Origin of the sequence: Microbacterium testaceum StLB037 (assembly GCF_000202635.1) — a bacterium.
In the GTDB taxonomy this organism is placed as follows: domain Bacteria; phylum Actinomycetota; class Actinomycetes; order Actinomycetales; family Microbacteriaceae; genus Microbacterium; species Microbacterium testaceum_F.
On record NC_015125.1, the window covers coordinates 3,935,584 to 3,956,875 of the forward strand.

At 69.3% G+C, this 21,292-nt stretch carries 19 protein-coding genes; 10 read left to right on the forward strand and 9 right to left on the reverse strand.

Features of this window, described 5'->3' with window-relative positions:
* The first annotated feature begins 3 nt into the window (after positions 1-3).
* A complete protein-coding gene (locus MTES_RS18040) occupies positions 4-882 on the forward strand; it encodes an SURF1 family protein (protein ID WP_013586721.1) in 879 nt (292 codons plus the stop codon).
* A 54-nt stretch (positions 883-936) separates the two neighbouring features.
* Here MTES_RS18040 and MTES_RS18045 read toward each other — a convergent pair whose 3' ends face one another.
* Positions 937-2,535, reverse strand: a complete 1,599-nt coding sequence (locus MTES_RS18045) for an ABC-F family ATP-binding cassette domain-containing protein (protein WP_013586722.1) — start codon at positions 2,533-2,535, stop codon at positions 937-939.
* 265 nt (positions 2,536-2,800) lie between these two features.
* Here MTES_RS18045 and MTES_RS18050 point away from each other — a divergent pair, with 265 nt between their 5' ends.
* Genes MTES_RS18050 through MTES_RS18065 form a run of 4 tightly spaced genes read left to right on the forward strand, consistent with a single transcriptional unit; the run spans position 2,801 to position 6,821 of the window.
* On the forward strand, positions 2,801-3,838 hold the full coding sequence (locus tag MTES_RS18050; RefSeq protein WP_013586723.1) for an iron-siderophore ABC transporter substrate-binding protein: 1,038 nt from the start codon (positions 2,801-2,803) through the stop codon (positions 3,836-3,838).
* A 22-nt stretch (positions 3,839-3,860) separates the two neighbouring features.
* The gene (locus MTES_RS18055; RefSeq protein WP_013586724.1) at positions 3,861-4,907 is read left to right on the forward strand and encodes a FecCD family ABC transporter permease; all 1,047 of its coding nucleotides are present in this window, start codon (positions 3,861-3,863) and stop codon (positions 4,905-4,907) included.
* On the forward strand, positions 4,904-5,965 hold the full coding sequence (locus tag MTES_RS18060; protein WP_013586725.1) for a FecCD family ABC transporter permease: 1,062 nt from the start codon (positions 4,904-4,906) through the stop codon (positions 5,963-5,965). Before MTES_RS18055 ends, MTES_RS18060 begins: the two co-directional genes overlap by 4 nt.
* A gap of 31 nt (positions 5,966-5,996) precedes the next feature.
* Positions 5,997-6,821, forward strand: a complete 825-nt coding sequence (locus MTES_RS18065; RefSeq protein WP_013586726.1) for an ABC transporter ATP-binding protein — start codon at positions 5,997-5,999, stop codon at positions 6,819-6,821.
* Between the two features lie 22 nt (positions 6,822-6,843).
* On the opposite strand, the gene MTES_RS18070 is transcribed toward MTES_RS18065, so the two are convergent.
* From MTES_RS18070 to sufB, 7 genes are all read right to left on the reverse strand, one after another.
* The gene (locus tag MTES_RS18070) at positions 6,844-7,776 is read right to left on the reverse strand and encodes a siderophore-interacting protein (protein ID WP_013586727.1); all 933 of its coding nucleotides are present in this window, start codon (positions 7,774-7,776) and stop codon (positions 6,844-6,846) included.
* A 76-nt stretch (positions 7,777-7,852) separates the two neighbouring features.
* Positions 7,853-9,016 (reverse strand): MalY/PatB family protein, encoded by a 1,164-nt coding sequence (locus MTES_RS18075; RefSeq protein WP_013586728.1) that lies wholly within the window; start codon positions 9,014-9,016, stop codon positions 7,853-7,855.
* Between the two features lie 136 nt (positions 9,017-9,152).
* On the reverse strand, positions 9,153-9,482 hold the full coding sequence (locus MTES_RS18080) for a metal-sulfur cluster assembly factor (protein ID WP_013586729.1): 330 nt from the start codon (positions 9,480-9,482) through the stop codon (positions 9,153-9,155).
* A 9-nt stretch (positions 9,483-9,491) separates the two neighbouring features.
* Entirely contained in the window at positions 9,492-10,262 is a 771-nt protein-coding gene (sufC, locus tag MTES_RS18085) for a Fe-S cluster assembly ATPase SufC (RefSeq protein ID WP_013586730.1), read from the reverse strand.
* A 54-nt stretch (positions 10,263-10,316) separates the two neighbouring features.
* A complete protein-coding gene (locus MTES_RS18090) occupies positions 10,317-10,646 on the reverse strand; it encodes a non-heme iron oxygenase ferredoxin subunit (RefSeq protein WP_013586731.1) in 330 nt (109 codons plus the stop codon).
* On the reverse strand, positions 10,643-11,836 hold the full coding sequence (sufD, locus tag MTES_RS18095) for a Fe-S cluster assembly protein SufD (RefSeq protein ID WP_013586732.1): 1,194 nt from the start codon (positions 11,834-11,836) through the stop codon (positions 10,643-10,645). The genes MTES_RS18090 and sufD overlap by 4 nt, the downstream gene beginning before the upstream one ends.
* Positions 11,837-13,255, reverse strand: coding sequence for a Fe-S cluster assembly protein SufB (gene sufB / locus MTES_RS18100; protein WP_013586733.1), 1,419 nt, complete (start codon positions 13,253-13,255; stop codon positions 11,837-11,839).
* A gap of 249 nt (positions 13,256-13,504) precedes the next feature.
* Here sufB and MTES_RS18105 point away from each other — a divergent pair, with 249 nt between their 5' ends.
* Positions 13,505-14,494, forward strand: a complete 990-nt coding sequence (locus MTES_RS18105) for a COX15/CtaA family protein (RefSeq protein WP_013586734.1) — start codon at positions 13,505-13,507, stop codon at positions 14,492-14,494.
* A 227-nt stretch (positions 14,495-14,721) separates the two neighbouring features.
* The gene (locus tag MTES_RS19135) at positions 14,722-15,192 is read left to right on the forward strand and encodes a hypothetical protein (RefSeq protein ID WP_013586735.1); all 471 of its coding nucleotides are present in this window, start codon (positions 14,722-14,724) and stop codon (positions 15,190-15,192) included.
* A 53-nt stretch (positions 15,193-15,245) separates the two neighbouring features.
* Here MTES_RS19135 and MTES_RS18115 read toward each other — a convergent pair whose 3' ends face one another.
* Positions 15,246-16,172, reverse strand: coding sequence for a heme o synthase (locus MTES_RS18115; RefSeq protein ID WP_013586736.1), 927 nt, complete (start codon positions 16,170-16,172; stop codon positions 15,246-15,248).
* Positions 16,173-16,400: 228 nt separating this feature from the next.
* On the opposite strand from MTES_RS18115, the gene tkt reads away from it, so the two are divergent.
* The 3 genes from tkt to MTES_RS18130 are packed head-to-tail and all read left to right on the forward strand — an operon-like array spanning position 16,401 to position 21,291.
* A complete protein-coding gene (gene tkt, locus MTES_RS18120) occupies positions 16,401-18,530 on the forward strand; it encodes a transketolase (RefSeq protein ID WP_013586737.1) in 2,130 nt (709 codons plus the stop codon).
* A 17-nt stretch (positions 18,531-18,547) separates the two neighbouring features.
* Complete coding sequence (tal, locus tag MTES_RS18125) at positions 18,548-19,669, forward strand: transaldolase (protein WP_013586738.1); 1,122 nt, start codon at positions 18,548-18,550, stop codon at positions 19,667-19,669.
* On the forward strand, positions 19,666-21,291 hold the full coding sequence (locus tag MTES_RS18130; protein ID WP_013586739.1) for a glucose-6-phosphate isomerase: 1,626 nt from the start codon (positions 19,666-19,668) through the stop codon (positions 21,289-21,291). Before tal ends, MTES_RS18130 begins: the two co-directional genes overlap by 4 nt.
* Position 21,292: the final 1 nt, after the last annotated feature.

The following is a 21,292-nucleotide window of genomic DNA, read 5'->3' on the forward strand; positions in this document are numbered from 1 at the left end:
GAGATGCCCGCCGGCGCGCGGTGGGCCATGTACGTGGGCATCGCGATCCTGTTCGCGATCGCCTGCGCCTACCTCTCGAACTGGCAGTTCTCCCGCAACGCGGAGCGCAGCGAGCAACTGCAGCTCGTCGCCGAGAACTACGACGCGGCCCCCGTCCCCCTGGGCGACCTCCTGGCTCCGGGTGCCGACCTCACTCCATCCGACGAATGGCGACCGGTTCGCCTCGAGGGGCAGTACCTGCCCGACGAACAGCTCCTGGTGCGCAACCGGGCGCACAACGGCTCGGCCGCCTACGAGCAGCTCGTCCCGTTCCGCCTCACCGACGGCCGCACGTTCCTCGTCGACCGTGGGTGGCTGCCGCCGGGAAACAGTCAGTCTCTGCCCGACGACATCCCCGCCCCTCCGTCGGGCGAGGTCACCGTCGAGGTCCGGCTGCGACCGGGCGAGGCGGCTCCGACATCCGGTCGGACCGCTGAAGCCGGCCAGGTGCCCACCATCAACCTCGGTCTCGTCGCGGAGCAGACGGGTCCCATCGAGCCGGGCGCTTACGGCCTGCTCATGTCGGAGAACCCGGCACCGGCCACCGCGCCCCTCACCGTCGATCCGCCGAGCGACGACCCCGGCCCCTACCTCTCGTACGCGATCCAGTGGATCCTCTTCGCGCTCATGGGGTTCGGCTTCATCACCTACGTGATCGTCAGCGAGCGCAAGCTCCGCCGCGAGGAAGCGGACGACGAAGACTTCGATGAGCCCGTCCCCGCCCCCGTGGCCGAACACCTCGAGCCCCGCCGCCGCGTCGACCCCGTCGCCCTGCACCGCGCGCGCAAGCGCCCGAAGGACCGCGACGCCGACGACGAGGACGCCCTGCTCGACGCGCGGTGAACCGGCGCGGATGCCGGGGCTGTGGCATCCGGTCCTCGAAGAACCGACCGCAGGTTACGCCAGCGTGATCAGGTCCGCGTAGTCGCGGCCCCAGATGTCTTCGACGCCGTCGGGGAGGATCAGCACCCGCTCGGGGTTGAGCGCCTCGACGGCCCCCTCGTCGTGCGAGACGAGCACGACAGCGCCCTCGTAGTGCGCGAGAGCGCCGAGGATCTCCTCGCGAGACGCGGGGTCGAGGTTGTTGGTGGGCTCATCCAGCAGCAGCATGTTCGCCGACGACACCACGAGCGTTGCGAGCGACAGACGCGTCTTCTCTCCACCCGAGAGCACGCCCGCGGGCTTCAGGACGTCGTCACCGACGAAGAGGAACGATCCGAGCACCTTCCGGGCCTCGGTCGCGGTGATGTGCGGAGCCGACGACATCATGTTCTCGAGCACGGAGCGGTTCACGTCGAGGTTCTCGTGCTCCTGCGCGTAGTAGCCGATCTTCAGACCGTGCCCGGGCTCGAGCTGACCGGTATCGGGCTGGTCGACGCCGGCCAAGATACGCAGCAGCGTCGTCTTTCCCGCGCCGTTGAGGCCCAGGATGACCACGCGCGAGCCGCGGTCGATCGCGAGGTCGACGTCGGTGAAGATCTCGAGCGACCCGTACGACTTCGACAGACCGGATGCCATGAGCGGCGTCTTGCCGCACGGCGCGGGCTTCGGGAAGCGCAGTTTCGCGACCCGCTCCTCGGCACGCACCTCGTCGAGGCCCGAGAGCATCTTCTCGGCGCGCGCGACCATCTGGTGCGCGGCCGCGGCCTTCGAGGCCTTGGCACCGAAGCGCGCGGCCTGCAGCTGCAGCGCGGTGGCCTTCTTCTCGACGTTGACGCGCTCCTTCTTGCGGCGCTCCTCGTCGGCCACCCGCTGGCGCAGGTAGTTCTTCCAGTTCATGTTGTAGATGTCGATGACCTGGCGGTTGGCATCCAGATAGAAGACGCGATTGACCGTCTCGCCGACGAGCTCGACATCGTGCGAGATCACGATGAGCCCGCCCTTGTAGCCCTTCAAGAACTCGCGGAGCCACACGACGCTGTCGGCGTCGAGGTGGTTGGTCGGCTCGTCGAGGATCATCGTCTGCGCATCCGAGAACAGAATGCGCGCGAGCTCGATACGCCGACGCTGACCACCCGAGAGGGTCTTCAGAGGCTGGTCGAGGATGCGGTCGGGAAGCGACAGGTTGTGGGCGATGGATGCCGCCTCGGCCTCCGCCGCGTACCCGCCCGCCGCTTCGAAGCGCTCCGTGAGGTTGCCGTACTTCTTCATCGCCTTCGCGGCGACCGCCGGGTCGTCGTCGCCCATGGCCATCGACGCCTCGTGCATGCCGAGGGCGAGCGAACCGAGTCCCCGGGCGTCGAGGATGCGCGTGCGGGCGAGCATCTCGGGGTCACCGGAGCGGGGATCCTGCGGAAGGTAGCCGAGCTCGCCGGAGCGGTCGACGCCGCCGTTCGAGGGCAGCAGGTCGCCGGCGAGCACCTTGGTGAGCGTGGTCTTGCCCGCGCCGTTGCGCCCGACGAGGCCGATCTTGTCGCCGTCGGAGACGCGGAACGCCACGTCGGACATGAGCACGCGGGCGCCCACGCGGATCTCGAGGTCGTGCACGGCGAGCACAGCGAACGTCCGTTCTTCGGGGTCGGGGATCAGCCAGAGAATGGCCAGCCACCCAGTATAAGACGCGCCCCTGCATGCCCGCCGACAGCCTCGTTTCCGACGACGACGCCCGCCGTCTTCGCCGCCCCGAGCAGACGCGAAAGCCTCGGGCCCGATAGCTCGGCGTCGAGACGATCGCCCGGATTCTCGGCATCCCGGTTTGCGTTCTCACCCGAACCCTGACCTAAACTAAGCCTATCCTTACCTAACACGCAGGAGGCTCTTCGTGTCCCGATTCCGCGCTCTGGCGGCCCTCGCCGTCGGTTCCGCTCTCGTCCTTTCCGGCTGCGCCGGCACATCGGCCGCCTCCGGAGGGTCGGACGCGTCGTCCTCCTCCGCGAGCGACGCCTTCCCGGTCACGATCGACCACGCCTTCGGCGAGACGACGATCCCCGCGGCGCCGAAGCGCGTCGTCACCGTCAGCTGGGGCAACCAGGAAGCCGCGCTCGCCCTCGGCGTCGTGCCGGTGGCCATGCCCAAGGTGACCTGGGGCGACGAGGACGGCGACGGCCTCCTCCCCTGGGTCAAGGACAAGCTCGACGAGCTGGGCGCCGCTACCCCCACCCTCATGGACGAGACGAACGGCTTCGACTACGAGGCGATCGCCGACGCCAAGCCCGACGTCATCCTCGGCGCGTACTCCGGGATGACGCAGGAGCAGTACGACACGCTCAGCAAGATCGCTCCCGTCGTCGCCTTCCCCGAGATCGCCTGGGGCACTTCCTGGGAGCAGATGACCCTGACGGATGCCAAGGCCCTGGGCCTCGAGGCAGAGGGCGAGAAGCTGGTCTCCGACCTCGAAGCCCACGTCACCGACGAGGCGGCGAAGTACCCCGCGCTCGCCGGGAAGAAGACGCTCTTCACGTACCTCGACCCCACCGACCTCAGCACCGTCGGGTACTACTCCCTCAAGGACCCCCGCGCGCTCTACCTCAGCGAGATCGGCATGACGCCGTCCTCCGCCGTCGAGACCTCGAGCAAGGACAGCTCGACGTTCTGGTTCACGCAGAGCACCGAGAACATCGAGACGTTCTCCGACGTCGACGTCATCGTCGGCTACGGCACGTCCGAACTCCTCACCCAGCTGCAGGGCGACCCGCTGTGGTCGCGCATCCCCGCCGTGAAGTCGGGCGCGGCAGCGCTGCTCACCGACAACACCACCCTGGCCGCCGCCGCCAACCCCAGCCCGCTGTCCATCGGCACGAGCTACGGCGACGAGTACATCGCCACGGTCGGCGAGGCCGCCACGAAGGCCGGTTCGTGACCCTCTCGGCACTCCCCGCCCGATGACCGCTGTCATCCCGGCACCGCCCGCCCCCGGCGACGCGCGTTCGCGTCGCCGGGGGCGTCGGCGCGTCGTCTGGGCGGTGGTGCTGCTGGCGGCACTCGTGGGGGCTGTCCTCCTCTCGGTGACCTTCGGTGCCCGCGACGTCGCGCCCCACGACATCTGGGCGGGCCTGACGGGCTCGACCGACACGGCCTCCGCGGCAGCGGTCGGCAAGCGCGTTCCCCGCACCATCCTCGCGATCCTCGTGGGCGCCGCCCTCGCCGTCTCGGGTGCGGTCCTGCAGGGCGCGACGCGCAACCCCCTCGCCGACCCGCAGATCCTCGGCATCAACGGGGGCGCGGCGCTCGCGATCGTGATCGGCATCGCCTTCTTCGGCCTGAGCTCCGCCACCGGTTACATCTGGACCGGCATGGTCGGGGCCGCAGCGGCGGCGATCTTCGTCTACGCGATCGGCTCCCTCGGCCGGGGCGGTCCGACTCCGCTGCGACTCGCGCTCGCCGGAGCCGTCACCGCGGTGGCCTTCAGCTCTCTGCTGAGCGCGATCCTGCTCCCCCGCATCAACGTCATGAACGTCTTCCGCTTCTGGCAGGTCGGGGGCGTCGGCGGGGCGACGGTGGACACGATCCTGCAGGTCCTGCCGTTCCTGCTCATCGGTCTCGTGATCTGCCTGGCCAGCGCGTCCGCGCTCAACACGCTGGCTCTCGGCGATGAGCTCGCCGCCGGTCTGGGCGCCCGCGTGCGCACCGCACGCCTGTTCTCGTCGGCCGGAGCGGTGATCCTGTGCGGTGCCGCCACCGCGGTGGCCGGTCCCATCGGCTTCGTCGGGCTCGTGGTGCCGCACATCTGCCGCCTGCTGGTCGGTGTCGACCACCGCTGGCTGCTGCCCATCTCCGCGGCCGGGGGCGCGATCCTCCTCACCGTCTCCGACGTCATCGGCCGCGTCATCTCGCGCCCGGAGGAGATCGAGGTCGGCATCGTCACCGCGCTCCTCGGCGCCCCCTTCTTCATCGCTCTCGTCCGCCGCCAGAAGATGAGGGCCCTGTGAGCACCGCTACTCTCAGCCCCGGTTCGTCGTCGACCCTCACCGCGGTCGTCGCCGGCCGTCGCCGACGCCGCCGGCGCTGGACGCTGGTGACCGGCATCCTGATCGCGGCCGTCGTGCTCGCCTACGCGGGCTCGCTCATGTTCGGCCAGACGTTCTACTCGCCCGCGGAGGTCTGGGGCGTGGTGACCGGACAGCTCGTGCCCGGAGCCTCGTTCACCGTCGGCGAGCTTCGGCTTCCGCGCGCGACGACCGCGCTGATGACGGGGCTGTGCTTCGGTATGGGCGGTGTCGTGTTCCAGTCGATGCTGCGCAACGCCCTCGCGAGCCCGGACGTGATCGGCATCAACACCGGCGCGAGCGCCGCCGCCGTCATCGGCATCGTCGTGCTCGGGCTCGGCGAGACCGCGGTGTCGGTCATGGCGATGGTCGCCGCCCTCGTCGTGGCCCTCTCCATCTACCTCCTCGCCTACCGCAAGGGCGGCTCGGGGGCACGCCTGATCCTCGTCGGCATCGGGATCGCGGCCATGTGCCAGGCGATCGTGTCGTACGTCATCTCGCGCGCGGCCGAGTGGGACCTTCCCGCCGCCATGCGCTGGATCACGGGGAACCTCAACGACGCGACGTGGGATCGAGCGGTCCCCGTTGCGGTCGCGGTGGTCGTGCTCGGTCCGATCCTTCTCGGACTCTCGGGACGCCTCGAGATCCTCCGCATGGGCGACGACACCGCCGCGGCCGTCGGACTGCCCGTCGAGCGCAGCCGCGTGCTCCTCATCGTCGCCGCGGTCGGCCTCCTCGCCTTCGGCACCGCGGCCGCCGGCCCCATCGCGTTCGTGTCGTTCCTCGCGGGCCCGATCGCCGTGCGCATCCTCGGCCCCGTCGGCTCCCCCGTCCTGCCGGCGGGTCTCGTGGGCGCGCTCCTCGTCCTCGTGGCCGATTTCTGCGCCCAGTTCGCCTTCGGCACCCGCCTGCCCGTCGGCGTGATCACCGGAGTGCTGGGAGCGCCCTATCTCGTCTACCTGCTCATCCGCAGCAGTCGATCCGGAGGGACGTCGCTATGACCGCCTCCTCCCCCACCGAAGGAGTCACGCGATGACCACCGAGCGCACCCTGACCGCGGACGGCGTCACCCTCGGCTACGGCGACCGGACGATCGTGGAGTCGCTCGACCTGGCACTCCCCCCGGGCAAGGTCACGACGATCGTCGGCGCGAACGCGTGCGGCAAGTCCACGCTGTTGAAGTCGATGGCCCGGCTCCTGACCCCGACGTCCGGTCAGGTCCTGCTCGACGGCAAGGCGATCCACCGCCTGCCGACCAAACAGGTCGCTCGAGTGCTCGGTCTGCTTCCCCAGTCGCCGCTCGCTCCGGACGGCATCGCCGTGTCCGATCTCGTCAGCCGCGGTCGACACCCGCACCAGGGCGCTCTCTCGCGATGGACGAGCGCGGATGACGCCGCTGTCGCGCGCGCCCTCGACGCGACCGACACCGCGCACCTCGCCGACCGCCCCGTCGACGAACTGAGCGGCGGGCAGCGCCAGCGCGTCTGGATCGCGATGGCACTCGCGCAGGAGACCGACGTGCTTCTCCTCGACGAGCCGACGACCTTCCTCGACATCAGCCACCAGATCGACGTGCTGGATCTGCTCACCGATCTCAACCGCGAACGCGGCACGACGGTCGCCATGGTCCTGCACGACCTCAACCTCGCCGCACGCTACGCCGACCACCTCGTGGCCATGTCCCTGGGCCGGGTGATCGCCGCCGGCGACCCCTCGGAGGTGCTCACCGAGGCGACCGTCCGCGAGGTGTTCGGCCTCGACAGCCGCGTCGTCCCGGACCCGCTGACGGGCCGCCCCATGGTCGTCCCGATCGGTCGTCACCACACGCTGGTCGAACCGGAGCAGACGCGGATCTGAGCGGCAGGGCGCGGCCCGTCGCTCAGGCCGTACGCTCGCCCTGGCCTTCTCGCCAGTACCCCATGAAGGCGACGCGCTTGCGGTCGACACCGCATCCCTGCACGAGCATCCGGCGCAGCGTCTTCACCATCGACGACTCGCCGGCGATCCAGGCGTAGAACTCGCCCTCGGAGTCGTCGGGGCTGTCCCAGAGCAGGTCGACATCGACGTCGATGTCCTCGAGCACCTGGGGACGCGGCGCCGCCGCGCGCGTGAGGACGTCGCCCGAGACCTTCGTCCACGCCTCGACGGCTTCGATCAGGGCCTCGCCGTGCGAGCGGTCGTCGCGCGCGAGCCAGGTCACGCGCGCGTTCCGGGCGGCGAGGGGAAGCGCGTCGTCGATCGTCGGCACCTCGATGAACGCGTCGACGTCCATCCCGGGCTCGAGTCCTTCGAGGACCGCGCAGATCGCCGGAGCCGCCGTCTCGTCACCGGCCAACAGCAGGCGACGGGCCGTCCCGGGATGGAAGTCGATCCCCTGAGCCGACTCCGGACTCCGGGCATCCGGCCCGACGACGAGGATGCTGTCCCCCGCTGCGGCGACCTCGGCCCATGCTCCCGCCGGGCCGGCATCGTGATGAAGGACGAAGTCGACGTCGAGCTCGCGGGCCACGGGGTCGATCCGGCGCACGGTGTACGTGCGGAACGGCATCCGCTCCCCGTCCGGCAGATCGCGCCACCGGACGTACCACTCGCCGTTGTCGATCGCGGTCGGGTCGTGCTGGCCGATGTCGCACAGCCGTCCGTCCGGCCCGGGCAGCACGATCTTGATCCGCTGGTCGCGCCGATCGGTGCCGAAGACATCGAAGTCGTCGGAGGTGAACGTGATGCGGGCGAAGTGCGGCGAGAGTCGCCGCGCCTCCTTCACCACGGCGACGTACGGGCGGTAGGCAGGACGTGTGGCGGTGGTGGTCACCGAATAAGGATATCCTTACCTATCTCCAGATGCCAGGCGCCCGGCATCCGATATCTCGGAGTCGAGCGACCCGGGCTCACTCCGCGCGTACGAGCCGTCCGATGCGCTCGATCGCGTCGCGCAGCACCTCGGGCGCGCAGCCGACATTGATGCGCACGTGCCCGACACCCTCCGCGCCGAACAGGGGCCCGTGGTGCAGGGCGACTTTCGCCTCGCGTCGGATGAACGGCGCCGGGTTGTCCCCCCACCCGTACGCGGACACGTCGACCCAGGCGAGGAAGCCGGCCTCGGGAACGCGATAGCGAGCGAGCGGCAGGTGCTCGGCGAGCAGGTCGGCGAGCAGCCTTCGGTTGTCGTCGAGGGCCGCGAGCAGCCCATCGAGCCAGGCGTCGCTCTCGGCGGCGAACGCGGCGCGGTTGGCGATCACCCCGAAGAGACCGGCCCGCCACTCGACCTCCCACGGCAATCCCTTCACCACCGCGGCGGTCTCCTCCGACGCGGTCACGATGACCGCGCATTTCAGCCCCGCGAGGTTGTAGGTCTTGCTCGCGCTCGTCACGGCGTACCCGACCGCGGCGGCCTCGGGTCCGGCATCCAGGAACGGGGTGAAGACCGACGGGGCGTGCGTGAGCGGCGCGTGGATCTCGTCGCTGACGACCGTGGCCCCGTAGCGATGAGCCAGGCGGGCGAGGGCTGCGAGCGACTCCCGCGTGTGGACGGTCCCGGTGGGGTTGTGCGGGTTGCAGAGGAGCACCGAGCGCGCTCCCTGGCCCAGGGCTCGCTCGATCCCGTCGAGGTCGAGCGACCAGCGCTCGCCGTCGTCAAGGAGCGGCACGCGTTCGACGACCGCGCCGGCCTCTTCGACGGTGTCGTAGAACGGCGGATACACCGGCGGGGTCACGACCACGCGGTCGCCCGGGTCGGTGACGGCGCGCAGCACCTCGACCACGCCCATCATCACGTCCCCCGTCCACCGGATGCGCTCCGGGTCGGGCCGCCACCCCCAGCGACGCTCCGCGTACGCGGCGAAGTCGAGGTCGATGCCCGGACGCGGCGGGGTGTAGCCCGTGTCACCGATCTCGACCGCCCGGTGCAACGCCGCCGTAATCGCGGGCGCCAGCGCGAAATCGGTCTCGGCCACGAACATCGGGATGACATCGTCGCCGTACGAGCGCCACTTGGTACTGCTGCGCTGACGGAGGAGGTCGAGCGGCAGGGCCTGGAGGGGAGGAACGCTCATCGCAAAAGCCTAATGACGAGCCCGGATGCCGGGGAATCCGGGTGTCAGACGGAGAAACACGGACGGCTCTCGGTACGAAAGAACGCCCACCCCTTGTGCGGGTGGGCGTTCTCGAGACCTCGGATCGGTCCTGTGCTCAGATCGCGAAGCCCAGGGCACGCATCATGTCGCGCCCGTCGTCGGTGATCCGCTCGGGGCCCCACGGCGGCATCCACACCCAGTTGATGCGGAAGCGGTCCACCACGTTGTCGAGGGCCTGAGCCGTCTGCTCTTCGAGCACGTCGGTCAGCGGGCAGCCGGCCGAGGTCAGGGTCATGTGGATGACGAGGGCGTCGTTCTCGTCGTCCCACGCGAGGTCGTAGATGAGCCCCAGATCGACGACGTTGATCCCCAGTTCGGGGTCCATGACGTCTTTCAGGGCCTCGGTGACCTCGTCGTACTTCTCGGGCGCGAGGGTTGCGGTCATGTAACGATCTTACGCGTCGATCGGCGTACCGGCCTCGAGGAAGCGGTCGTAACCCTCTTCCTCGAGTCGGTCGGCGAGCTCGGGCCCGCCCTCTTCGACGATCCGGCCCTTGACGACCACGTGCACGAAGTCGGGGCGGATGTAGCGAAGGATGCGGGTGTAGTGCGTGATCAACAGCACGCCGAGGTCGGTCTGCTCCTTCGCGCGGTTGACGCCCTCCGACACGATCTTGAGCGCGTCGACGTCGAGACCGGAGTCGGTCTCGTCGAGCACGGCGATCTTCGGCTTCAGCAGCTCGAGCTGGAGGATCTCGTGACGCTTCTTCTCTCCACCCGAGAAGCCCTCGTTGACGTTGCGCGCGGCGAACTTCGCGTCCATGCGCAGGTTCTCCATGGCACCCTTGACGTCCTTGGTCCAGCTGCGGATCGCCGGCGCCTCGCCGTCGATGGCCGTCTTCGCGGTACGCAGGAAGTTGGTGACCGTGACACCGGGGATCTCCACCGGGTACTGCATCGCCAGGAAAAGACCGGCGCGAGCGCGCTCGTCGACGCTCATCTCGAGCACGTCCTCCCCGTCGAGCGTGATGGACCCGCTCGTGACGGTGTACTTGGGGTGGCCGGCGATCGTGTACGCCAGGGTCGACTTGCCGGAGCCGTTGGGGCCCATGATCGCGTGGGTCTCACCGGTGCGCATGGTCAGCGTCACGCCGTTGAGGATCGGGGTCGTACCGTTCTCCGTCTCGACCGTCACATGGAGGTCGCGGATCTCGAGGACAGACATGGTGTTCCTTACTCGTAAAGACTGGGGGGTCGTGGGCGTTGTCGTGAGCGGCGCTCAGGCCGTCGCCTTGGTGACGGAAGGATCGATGAGCACGTCGTCTCCGTCGATCACGACCTCGTACACGGGGACCGGCTCGAAAGCCGGAAGGTTCAGGGGGCGGCCGGTCTTCAGCGAGAACGCCGAGCCGTGTGCCCAGCACTCCAGCGTCTCGCCCTCGACGAAGCCGTCCGACAGCGAGATGTCGCCGTGCGTGCAGACGTCGCCAATGGCGTGCACCTCACCATTGCCGTCAAGGACGACGGCGATCGCGACGCCGTCGATCTCGACGCGGTGCGCCTCGTCCTGGGTGAGGTCGCTCAGGCCGCAGGCGCGCGAGGCGCTCACGCCGCAGCTCCCTCGGCCAGCTCGCGCTCGATCGCCGCGATGAGTTCGGTTTCGAGCTCCGGGATGCCGATGCGCTGGACGATCTCGCTCAGGAACCCGAGCACGACGAGCCGTCGCGCCTCTTCCTCGGCGATGCCGCGAGCCTGAAGGTAGAACAGCTGCTCGTCGTCGAAGCGTCCGGTGGCGCTCGCGTGGCCGGCGCCCTGGATGTCGCCCGTCTCGATCTCGAGGTTCGGGATCGAGTCGGCGCGCGCGCCGTCGGTGAGCACGAGGTTGCGGTTGGCCTCGTACGAGTCGGTGCCCGTGGCATCCGGTCCGATGAGGACGTCGCCGATCCAGACGCTGCGCGCGCTCTCGCCCTGCAGCGCGCCCTTGTAGAGCACGTCGCCGACGGTGTGCGGTCCCTTGTGGTGCAGGTAGACCTGCGACTCGAGGTGCTGTCCGGCGTCGGAGAACGACAGACCGTACAAGCGCCCCTCGGCTCCGGCGCCCGAGAGCTCGACCGAGGGGTTCACGCGCACGACACCGCCGCCGAAGCTCACCACGACGTGCGTGAGCTTGGCGTCGCGGTCGACGCGGGCCTGGTGCGACGACGCGTGGATCGCGTCGTCGTTCCAGTTCTGCACCGACACGACGGTGAGCTGCGCACCGTCGCGGACGAGGATCTCGACGTTCTGCGCGTGCTGGGCGGTGCCTTCGTGGCGCAGCACGACGGTGCCGCGCGAGTTCGGCTGCGCCTCGATCACGACGTGCGCGTGCGCAAGGCCACCCGTGCCCGTGAGGCGCACCACGACGGGCTCAGCGAGCTCGACGTTCGCGGGGATGCGCAGCAGGGGCGCCTCGACCTCGTGCGCCCAGGCGAGGGCGGCCGGCAGGTCTTCCGGGCGGAAGTGCTCGCCGCGGGGAGCGTCGCCCACCGCGAGGCGCAGCTGCTCGACCTCGGCGGGTGCCTCGACGTCGACGGCGATGACGCCGGTCGGACCGGCCTCGTCGACGAAGAGCGGCGCGAGCCGGTCGGTCGGGCTGAGCTTCCAGTTGACCTCACGGCCCGTGGGAGTGCCGAAGTCGGCCGGGTCGAACGAGGTCTTCCGCTCCGAGCGCGTCTGCACCGGAACGGCGGATGCCACGAGGGCGGCCGGGTCGATATGACCCGCCGCAGCGGATGCGGGGGTCTGCGTCGCGGTCGTCACTTAACCAACACTGCCTTCCATGCCCATCTCGATGAGCTTGTTGAGTTCGAGCGCGTACTCCATGGGGAGCTCACGCGCGATGGGCTCGATGAATCCGCGCACGATCATCGCCATGGCCTCGTCTTCGGGGAGGCCGCGCGACTGCAGGTAGAACAGCTGCTCCTCGCTGACCTTCGAGACGGTTGCCTCGTGGCCCAGCTGCACGTCGTCGACGCGGATGTCGATCGCGGGGTACGTGTCGGAGCGGGAGATCGTGTCGACCAGGAGCGCGTCGCAGCGCACGGTGTTCGCGGAGTGGTGCGCGTTGGCATCCACTCGCACTTCACCGCGGTAACCGGCGCGACCGCCGCCGCGGGCGATCGACTTCGAGACGATCGACGACTGCGTGTACGGCGCCATGTGGATCATCTTCGCGCCGGCGTCCTGGTGCTGACCGGGACCGGCGAAGGCGACCGAGAGCGTCTCGCCCTTGGCGTGCTCGCCCATGAGATAGATGGAGGGGTACTTCATCGTCACCTTGGAGCCGATGTTGCCGTCGACCCACTCCATGGTCGCGCCCTCGTGGGCGACGGCGCGCTTGGTGACGAGGTTGTAGACGTTGTTCGACCAGTTCTGGATCGTCGTGTAGCGCACGCGGGCGTTCTTCTTCACGATGATCTCGACCACGGCCGAGTGCAGCGAGTCGCTCTTGTAGATCGGGGCGGTGCAGCCCTCGATGTAGTGGACGTAGCTGTCCTCGTCGGCGATGATCAGCGTCCGCTCGAACTGACCCATGTTCTCGGTGTTGATGCGGAAGTACGCCTGCAGCGGGATCTCGACGTGCACGCCCTTGGGGACGTAGACGAACGAACCGCCCGACCAGACGGCCGTGTTGAGCGCGGCGAACTTGTTGTCGCCGGCGGGGATGACGGTGCCGAAGTACTCCTCGAAGAACTCGGGGTGCTCCTTGAGCGCGGTGTCGGTGTCCATGAAGATGACACCCTGCTGCTCGAGGTCCTCGCGGATCTGGTGGTAGACCACCTCGGACTCGTACTGTGCGGCGACACCGGCGACGAGACGCTGGCGCTCCGCCTCGGGGATGCCGAGCTTCTCGTACGTGTTGCGGATCTCCTCGGGAAGCTCTTCCCACGATCCCGCCTGCTTCTCGGTCGAGCGCACGAAGTACTTGATGTTGTCGAAGTCGATGTCCGACAGGTCGGCGCCCCAGGTCGGCATGGGCTTGCGACCGAAGAGCTGATAGCCCTTCAGGCGCGTCTTGAGCATCCACTCGGGTTCGGACTTGAGGGCGGAGATCCCGCGCACCACGTCCTCGTTGATCCCGCGCTGGGCGACCGCGCCGGCGGCGTCGGTGTCGTGCCAGCCGAACTCGTATTGCCCCAGGCTTTCGAGTTCGGGTCGGTCGATGAGTACATCGGACATGGTGATCACTCTCCTTCTCGGGCCTCAACGGTGTCATCCGCCCCGACATTCCAGACTCCGGTCGAAGTCTCAGGAACGTCGCTGGTGGGCCCGCTCGAAGGCGCTGGCTGCGCGCCTAGACTGTCTCTGGTGCCGAACGCGTGAGCGCTGCACCCGGACCCTTTGATTCTACAGGCAAGACCCGCTCCTGGCACGGCAGCATCGCTGCCCCGACGGCCCCGAGCGGCCCGCTGCCAGGAAGCCCGACGCATGTCCTCCGCCTCGACCCCGTCCCCGCTCTCACGTCTGCGTGACGTGCTCACGCGCCTGCGCGACCGACTCCCGACCGCTGTCACGCGCCGTACGCGCGTCCTCGCATGGCTGGTCCTGATCAGCAACGTCGTGATCGTCGGCACGGGCGGCCTCGTCCGTCTGACCGGTTCGGGCATGGGCTGTTCGACCTGGCCCTACTGCACCTCGGACTCGCTCGTCCCGACGCAGGAGCTCGGCATCCACGGGGCCATCGAGTTCGGCAACCGCACGCTCACCGGTGTCCTCGTCGTCATCGCGCTCCTGGCCTTCCTCGCGGTGGTGCGCACCGGCCGACGCGACCTGCGCACGCTCACGCTTGCGAACGGCATCGGCATCATCCTGCAGGCCGTGGTCGGCGGCGTCATCGTGTGGCTGCACCTTCCCCCCACCCTGGTGGGCATCCACTTCGTCATCTCCGCGGCACTCGTCGCGAACGGCGCCGCGCTCGTCGCCCGCGCCTCCTCTCCCGCCGGCCCGCGCGTCCTGGCCGTGAGCCGTCCCTTCGCCGTCCTCTCCCATGTCACGAGCGGTTTCGTCGCGCTGACGGTGCTCGTCGGCATCCTGTTGACCGGCTCCGGTCCCCACGCGGGCGACGACCAGGCCGCGCGTAACGGACTCGACCCCGTCCTCTGGCAGCACATCCACTCCTGGCCGGCCTACGCGACGTTCGCGCTGACCCTGATCCTCGTCGTCGCGTCGTGGCGCACCCCCGCCGCGCTGCGGCTGCGTCGATGGACGGGACTGCTGCTCGGCATCGAAGTGGTGCAGATCGCCGTCGGGCTCTGGCAGGCACGGACCGGCCTGCCGATCGTCCTCGTCAACATCCACATGGTGCTCGCCGTGTCGCTCGTGGCCGCGATGACCGCCGTCCTCATGCACCTGAAGGCCACCGCCTCCGTCGCGGCGTCCGCGGCTCCGCGGGCGGAGACCGCCTCAGCCCGGAGCTGACTGCCCTCCGCGAGACGACCGTTCCGGATGCCGCGACGTCCGACATCCGCGGCGGACACGCCCCTTATACGCTCATAGGTGATTCATCGGCGACCCCTAGCCGACGCCCTGACGTATGCGACACCGTGGAGTGTCCGGTGCACCCCTGCGCCCGGATCCCTGGTGCCGCGGCACCGGAAACCGCATCCGCGCCTCCCCCGGCCGCGGAACGACAAGGAGTACATCTCATGCAGACCCGTCCCCGTCTGGTCACCAACGTCCCGTTCTGGGTCCTCGTGATCGCATCGCTTGCCGCAGTGATCGGCGGACTCGTTCTCGTCCTGCGTCAGGTCGACGCGATCCAGGCCCTGGTCAACGACCCGAACGCCACGGTCGTCACCGTCTACGTCGCCCAGTCGTGGGTGTCCGTCGGTGCCGCCATCCTCGCCGCGGGCGCGATCGGCCTCGCCTCGGCACTCGCCGTCGCCACGGTCGTCTCGACCCGCACGAACCCCGACGTCGCGATCGAGACCATCGATTGGACCAGCGACGACGAATCGGCCGCCGAGCAGATCCCCGCCTTCGCCACGGCCCCCGCTGCGGCCACGCCCGCCGCGCCGATCGCCGTGGAGGACGCCGACATCGAGACGCCCTCGACCGCCCCGGCTCCCGCGCAGGCCGCGCCGCAGAAGGACGACACGGACCCCGCCGCGCGCTGAGCGTCGAGACACGAAAGCGCCCGCCCCGATTCGGGGCGGGCGCTTTTCCGTTGTCAGAACGGCAGCAGCGGGTCGACGGCGATCGCGACGAAGAGCAGCGTCAGGTAGGTGATCGACGCGTGGAAGACCCGCATCGGGCGGGGCTCACCGCCGCGCACCGCACGCGAGTAGAGGCGGTGCGACTCGTAGATGAACCAACCGCCGAAGACCAGGGCCGAGACGGTGTACACGAGCCCCATGGATGCCACCGGGATGAGCAGCAGCGAGCAGGCGACGGTGGCCCACGCGTACAGGATGACCTGGAGACCCACCTGCGATCCGCTGCGGGTCGCGCCGAGCATCGGCACGTCGACCTCGTCGTACTGGTCGGCGTACTTCATCGACAGCGGCCAGTAGTGCGGCGGCGTCCAGAGGAAGACGAGCGCGAACAGGATGAGCGGCGCCCAGGTGAGCGATCCGGTCACGGCCGACCAGCCGATGAGGACGGGGAAGCACCCGGCGATCCCGCCCCACACGATGTTCTGCTCGGTGCGGCGCTTGAGGATCATCGTGTAGATGACGACGTAGAAGAAGATCGCCGCGGCCGAGAGCCCCGCAGCGAGCGGGTTCGTGAAGGCCCACAGCCACACGGTCGAGAAGACCGCGAGCGTCCACGCGAAGATCAGCGCACCGCGCGGTGAGACCTCGCCGGTGACCAGCGGACGGTTCTCGGTGCGCTGCATGTGCGCATCGATGTCGCGGTCGAGGTACATGTTGAACGCCGCGGCGGAGCCGGCGCTCAGCGAGCCGCCGATGACGGTCGCGAAGATCAGCCAGAGGTTCGGCAGACCACCCTGCGCGAGGATCATGACCGGCACCGTCGTGACGAGCAGCAGCTCGAGCACACGAGGCTTGGTCAGGGCGACGTACGCCCGAACGGTTCGTCCGACGGAGCGGCGATCGGTCGTCGCAATGACGTGCGACGTCGTCGAGATGTCCATCGTCCCCCGGGGTAGCGCGTATGAAACCTCAACGATTCTACGTCATGCCCACCACACGACCGGCCGCCTGTCGACCCCCGTCACGGACCGCAACGCACGCGGTCGATCTCGCTATGCTGGCCGTGAACGCGCGCCCCGCGCCGACACCCCACCCCTCTCCCACTCCTACGGTGGTGAGTGCGGCGTCGGAAGTGATCCGGGCGCACAGTATCGAGAAAGGCGACCCTGTTGTCGGACTTCGAATGGGACGAGATCGATCGGCGCGCGGTGGACACCGCTCGCATCCTCGCGGCGGATGCCGTTGAAAAGGTCGGCAACGGCCACCCGGGAACCGCGATGTCGCTGGCTCCCGCCGCGTACCTGCTGTACCAGCGCGTGATGCGGCACGACCCCGCCGACACGCACTGGCCGGGACGCGACCGTTTCATCCTCTCTGCGGGTCACTCCTCGCTCACGCAGTACGTGCAGCTCTACCTCGGTGGTTTCGGCCTCGAGCTGAAGGACCTCGAGGCGCTGCGCACGTGGGGCTCGCTGACCCCCGGCCACCCCGAGTACGGCCACACCGACGGCGTCGAGATCACCACCGGCCCCCTCGGCCAGGGCCTCGCCTCCTCGGTGGGCTTCGCCTACGCCGCCCGCTACGAGCGCGGCCTGTTCGACCCCGAGTCGGCTGCGGGCGAAAGCCCCTTCGACCACTACGTCTACGTGATCGCGGGCGATGGCGACCTTCAGGAAGGCGTGACGAGCGAGGCCTCCTCGCTCGCCGGCCACCAGGAGCTCGGCAACCTCATCGCCATCTACGACTCCAACCAGATCTCGATCGAGGACGACACCAACGTCGCCTTCACCGAGGACGTCCAGAAGCGCTACGAGGCCTACGGCTGGCACGTGCAGACCGTCGACTGGAAGAAGACCGGTCAGTACGTCGAAGACGTCGCCGAGCTCTACGCCGCGATCGAGGCCGCGAAGGGCGAGACGAGCAAGCCCTCGCTCATCATCCTCAAGACGATCATCGGCTGGCCCTCACCCGGCAAGCAGAACTCGGGCAAGATCCACGGCTCGGCGCTCGGTGCCGATGAGCTGCGCGCCACGAAGGAGGTGCTCGGCTTCGACCCCGAGAAGAACTTCGCCGTGGCCGACGACGTGATCGCCCACACGCGCGAGCTCGTCGAGCGCGGCGAGGCCGAGAAGGCCGCCTGGCAGTCGACCTTCGACGCATGGGCCGCCAAGTATCCGGAGCGCAAGCAGCTGTGGGACCGCCTGCAGGCCCGGGAACTCCCCGGTGACATCGCCGACGCACTCCCCGCCTTCGAAGCCGGCAAGGACGTCTCGACGCGTGCCGCCTCCGGAACCGTCATCAACGCCCTCGCCGCCGAGCTCCCCGAGCTCTGGGGCGGTTCGGCCGACCTGGCCGAGTCCAACCTGACGACGATCAAGGATGCCAAGTCCTTCATCCCGTCCGAGTGGTCGACGCACGAGTGGTCGGGCGACCCCTACGGTCGCGTGCTGCACTTCGGTATCCGCGAGCACGCGATGGGCGCGATCCTCAACGGCATCGTCCTGCACGGACCCACTCGCCCGTTCGGCGGGACGTTCCTCATCTTCAGCGACTACATGCGCCCGCCGGTGCGTCTGGCCGCGCTGATGAACATCCCGACCATCTTCGTCTGGACGCACGACTCCGTCGCCCTCGGCGAGGACGGCCCCACGCACCAGCCGATCGAACAGCTGGCCACGCTCCGCGCCATCCCGAACTTCGCCCTCGTGCGTCCCGCGGACGCCAACGAGACGAGTGTCGTGTGGCTCGAGATGCTCCGCCGCACCGCCGGCCCCGCCGGTATCGCGCTCACCCGCCAGAACATCCCCGTCTTCGCTCGTGGCGAGGGCGAGGCATCCGGTGACGAGTTCGCGTCGGCCGCAGGCGCCGTGAAGGGCGCCTACGTGCTCGCCGAGGCGGCCAACGGCGAGCCCGACGTCATCCTCATCGGCACCGGTTCCGAGGTCCAGCTCGCCGTCCAGGCGCGCGAGACGCTCGCCGCCGAAGGGATCCACGCCCGCGTGGTCTCGGCGCCGTCGCTCGAGTGGTTCGCCGAGCAGGACGAGGCCTACCGCGAGTCGGTGCTCCCCGCGTCGGTCAAGGCGCGTGTGTCGGTCGAGGCCGGCTCCGCCCTCAGCTGGCACGGCATCGTCGGCGACGCCGGTCGCTCGGTCGCGATCGAGCACTTCGGCGCGTCGGCCGATTACAAGACCCTTTTCCAGAAGTTCGGCATCACGGCTGAGGCCGTCGTCGAGGCGGCACGCGACTCGCTAGCTGCCGCGAGAGCGGCAGCCGGACAGACGTCCGCCCAGAAGAAGTAATCGAGGAGAACAGACACATGAGCACTCCCACCGAAGACCTGTCCGCCGCGGGCGTCAGCATCTGGCTCGACGACCTCTCCCGCCAGCGCATCCAGTCCGGCAACCTCGCGGAGCTCATCGAGTCCCGCAACGTCGTCGGCGTGACCACCAACCCGACGATCTTCGCCGGCGCGCTGTCGAAGGGCGAGGCCTACGAGGGCCAGGTGAAGGAGCTGGCGGCTCAGGATGCCGGCGTCGACGAGGCGATCTTCTCGATCACCACCGACGACGTGCGCGACGCGTGCGACATCTTCCTGCCCGTCTTCGACGCCACGAACGGCGTCGACGGTCGCGTGTCGATCGAGGTCTCCCCCGACCTGGCCCACGACACCGAAGGCACCATCGCCCAGGCGAAGGACCTCTCGGCTCGCGTCGACCGCAAGAACGTCCTCATCAAGATCCCCGCGACCAAGGCGGGCCTACCGGCCATCACCGAGGTCATCGGCGCGGGCATCTCGGTGAACGTCACGTTGATCTTCAGCCTCGAGCGGTACGCCGAGGTCATCGACGCCTACCTCACGGGTGTCGAGAAGGCACAGGCCGCCGGCCACGACATCTCGACGCTCCAGTCGGTCGCGTCCTTCTTCGTGTCGCGCGTCGACACCGAGATCGACAAGCGTCTCGCCGCTCTCGGCACCGACGAGGCCGCCGCGCTCAAAGGCAAGGCCGGCATCGCCAACGCCCGCCTCGCCTACGAGCTCTACGAGCAGAAGTTCGCCGAGCCCCGTGCCACGGCCCTCCTCGACGCCGGAGCCACCGTGCAGCGCCCGCTGTGGGCCTCGACGGGGGTCAAGGACCCGGCGCTGCCCGACACGCTCTACGTCACCGAGCTCGTCGCTCCCGGCACCGTCAACACCATGCCGGAGAAGACGCTCGAGGCGACCTTCGACCACGGCGTCATCACCGGCGACACCGTCACCGGTGCCTACGCCGAGGCGCACGAGGTCTTCGACCGTCTGGCCGCCGCGGGCGTCGACGTCGCCGACGCGACGCAGACGCTCGAGGACGAGGGCGTCGAGAAGTTCATCGCCTCCTGGCACGAACTGCAGGACACCGTGAAGACCGCTCTCGACGCCGGAAGCGCCCAGGCCGCACAGTGACGTTCGAGGTCAAGGTCACCGGCCACGTCAAGTCGGTCGTCGACGCCGAGCTGCCCGGTCTGGTCGGCTCGCTCGTGGCATCCGGTATCACCGCCGGAGACGCGAGCCTGTGGGGCCCGGCCGCCGAAGACGAGGCGTCTCGTCGGCTCGGGTGGGTGCAGGCGGTCTCCGTCTCGCGCCCGCTCGTGCCCGAGATCACCGCCCTGCGCGACGAGTTCGTCGCGCAGGGCGTGACCCGCGTCGTGCTCGCCGGCATGGGCGGTTCCTCGCTCGCCCCCGAGGTCATCGCCCAGTCCGCGGGCGTCCCGCTGGTGATCCTCGACTCCACGGCCCCCGGCCAGGTGCTGGCCGCGATCGACGGCGACGCCGAAGCCGGCGGGCTCGCCCAGACGCTCCTCGTGGTCTCGAGCAAGTCGGGCTCCACGATCGAGACCGACTCCGCCAAGCGCGCGTTCGAGGCCGCCTACCGCGACCTCGGCATCGATCCCACCGAGCGCATCATCGTGGTCACCGACCCCGGTTCCCCGCTCGAGCAGGCCGCGCGCGCCGATGGGTACCGCGTCTTCACCGCCGACCCCACCGTGGGCGGTCGTTACTCGGCACTCACGGCCTTCGGTCTGGTCCCGGCCGGTCTCGCCGGCGTCGACATCGACGACCTCCTGAACGAGGCGGATGCCACCCTCCTCGAGGTCGCGATCGACTCCCCCGAGAACCCGGCGCTCGTGCTCGCTGCGGCGATCGCGGGCGGCGGCGAGCACCGCCGCGACAAGCTCGGACTCGTGATGGACGATGCTCACCTTCCGGGCCTCCCGGACTGGATCGAGCAGCTCATCGCCGAATCCACCGGCAAGCAGGGAACCGGCATCCTCCCGGTCGTCCTGCTTCCCGTCTCGCCCGAGGTCGAATCCGTCCCCGACGACCTGCAGGTCGCCCGGTTCGTGGACGACGCCCACAAGCTGCACCTCTTCGAGCACCACCACGGCGAGATCCTCGTCAGCGGGTCCCTCGGCGCGCAGTTCGTGGTCTGGGAGTACGCGACGGCGATCGCCGGACGAATGCTGGGCATCGACCCGTTCGACCAGCCCGACGTCGAGTCCGCGAAGGTCGCCACGCGCGGGCTTCTGGATGCGCGCCCCGAGCCCACCCCGCCGGCGTTCGTCGTCGATGGGGTCGAGGTGCGTGTCTCCGACCCCGCTCTGGCCGCCAGTGGAACCGTCGCCGGTGTCCTCGAGGCACTGTGGGCCACGGTTCCGGCCGACGGCTACGTCAGCATCCAGGCGTACGTGAACCGACTGGACGTTCCCCAACTCCCGGGACTGCGCGAGCTCGTCGCGGCGGACGCGGGACGCCCCACCACCTTCGGATGGGGTCCGCGGTTCCTGCACTCCACCGGGCAGTTCCACAAGGGAGGCCCGGCGACGGGCGTGTTCCTCCAGATCACCGAACGCACCGACGTCGACCTCGAGATCCCCGGTCGCCCGTTCACGTTCGGTCAACTCATCCAGGCGCAGGCCGCGGGAGACGCGAGCGTGCTGGCGGACGGTCACGGCCGTCCGGTCGTCACGCTGACGCTGACCGACCCGCAGGTCGACGTCCTCTCACTCTTCGAGGCGGCACAGTAGA

What these genes read in the sequence shown, in the direction of transcription:
- MTES_RS18075 (WP_013586728.1), bottom strand. Translation starts at nt 9,016, where the DNA reads ATGAGCGTTCCTCCCCTCCAGGCCCTGCCGCTCGACCTCCTCCGTCAG.
- MTES_RS18115 (WP_013586736.1), bottom strand. Translation starts at nt 16,172, where the DNA reads ATGGACATCTCGACGACGTCGCACGTCATTGCGACGACCGATCGCCGC.
- MTES_RS18055 (WP_013586724.1), top strand. Translation starts at nt 3,861, where the DNA reads ATGACCGCTGTCATCCCGGCACCGCCCGCCCCCGGCGACGCGCGTTCG.
- MTES_RS18040 (WP_013586721.1), top strand. Translation starts at nt 4, where the DNA reads ATGCCCGCCGGCGCGCGGTGGGCCATGTACGTGGGCATCGCGATCCTG.
- MTES_RS19135 (WP_013586735.1), top strand. Translation starts at nt 14,722, where the DNA reads ATGCAGACCCGTCCCCGTCTGGTCACCAACGTCCCGTTCTGGGTCCTC.
- MTES_RS18080 (WP_013586729.1), bottom strand. Translation starts at nt 9,482, where the DNA reads ATGACCGCAACCCTCGCGCCCGAGAAGTACGACGAGGTCACCGAGGCC.
- sufC (WP_013586730.1), bottom strand. Translation starts at nt 10,262, where the DNA reads ATGTCTGTCCTCGAGATCCGCGACCTCCATGTGACGGTCGAGACGGAG.
- MTES_RS18065 (WP_013586726.1), top strand. Translation starts at nt 5,997, where the DNA reads ATGACCACCGAGCGCACCCTGACCGCGGACGGCGTCACCCTCGGCTAC.
- tal (WP_013586738.1), top strand. Translation starts at nt 18,548, where the DNA reads ATGAGCACTCCCACCGAAGACCTGTCCGCCGCGGGCGTCAGCATCTGG.
- sufB (WP_013586733.1), bottom strand. Translation starts at nt 13,255, where the DNA reads ATGTCCGATGTACTCATCGACCGACCCGAACTCGAAAGCCTGGGGCAA.
- MTES_RS18105 (WP_013586734.1), top strand. Translation starts at nt 13,505, where the DNA reads ATGTCCTCCGCCTCGACCCCGTCCCCGCTCTCACGTCTGCGTGACGTG.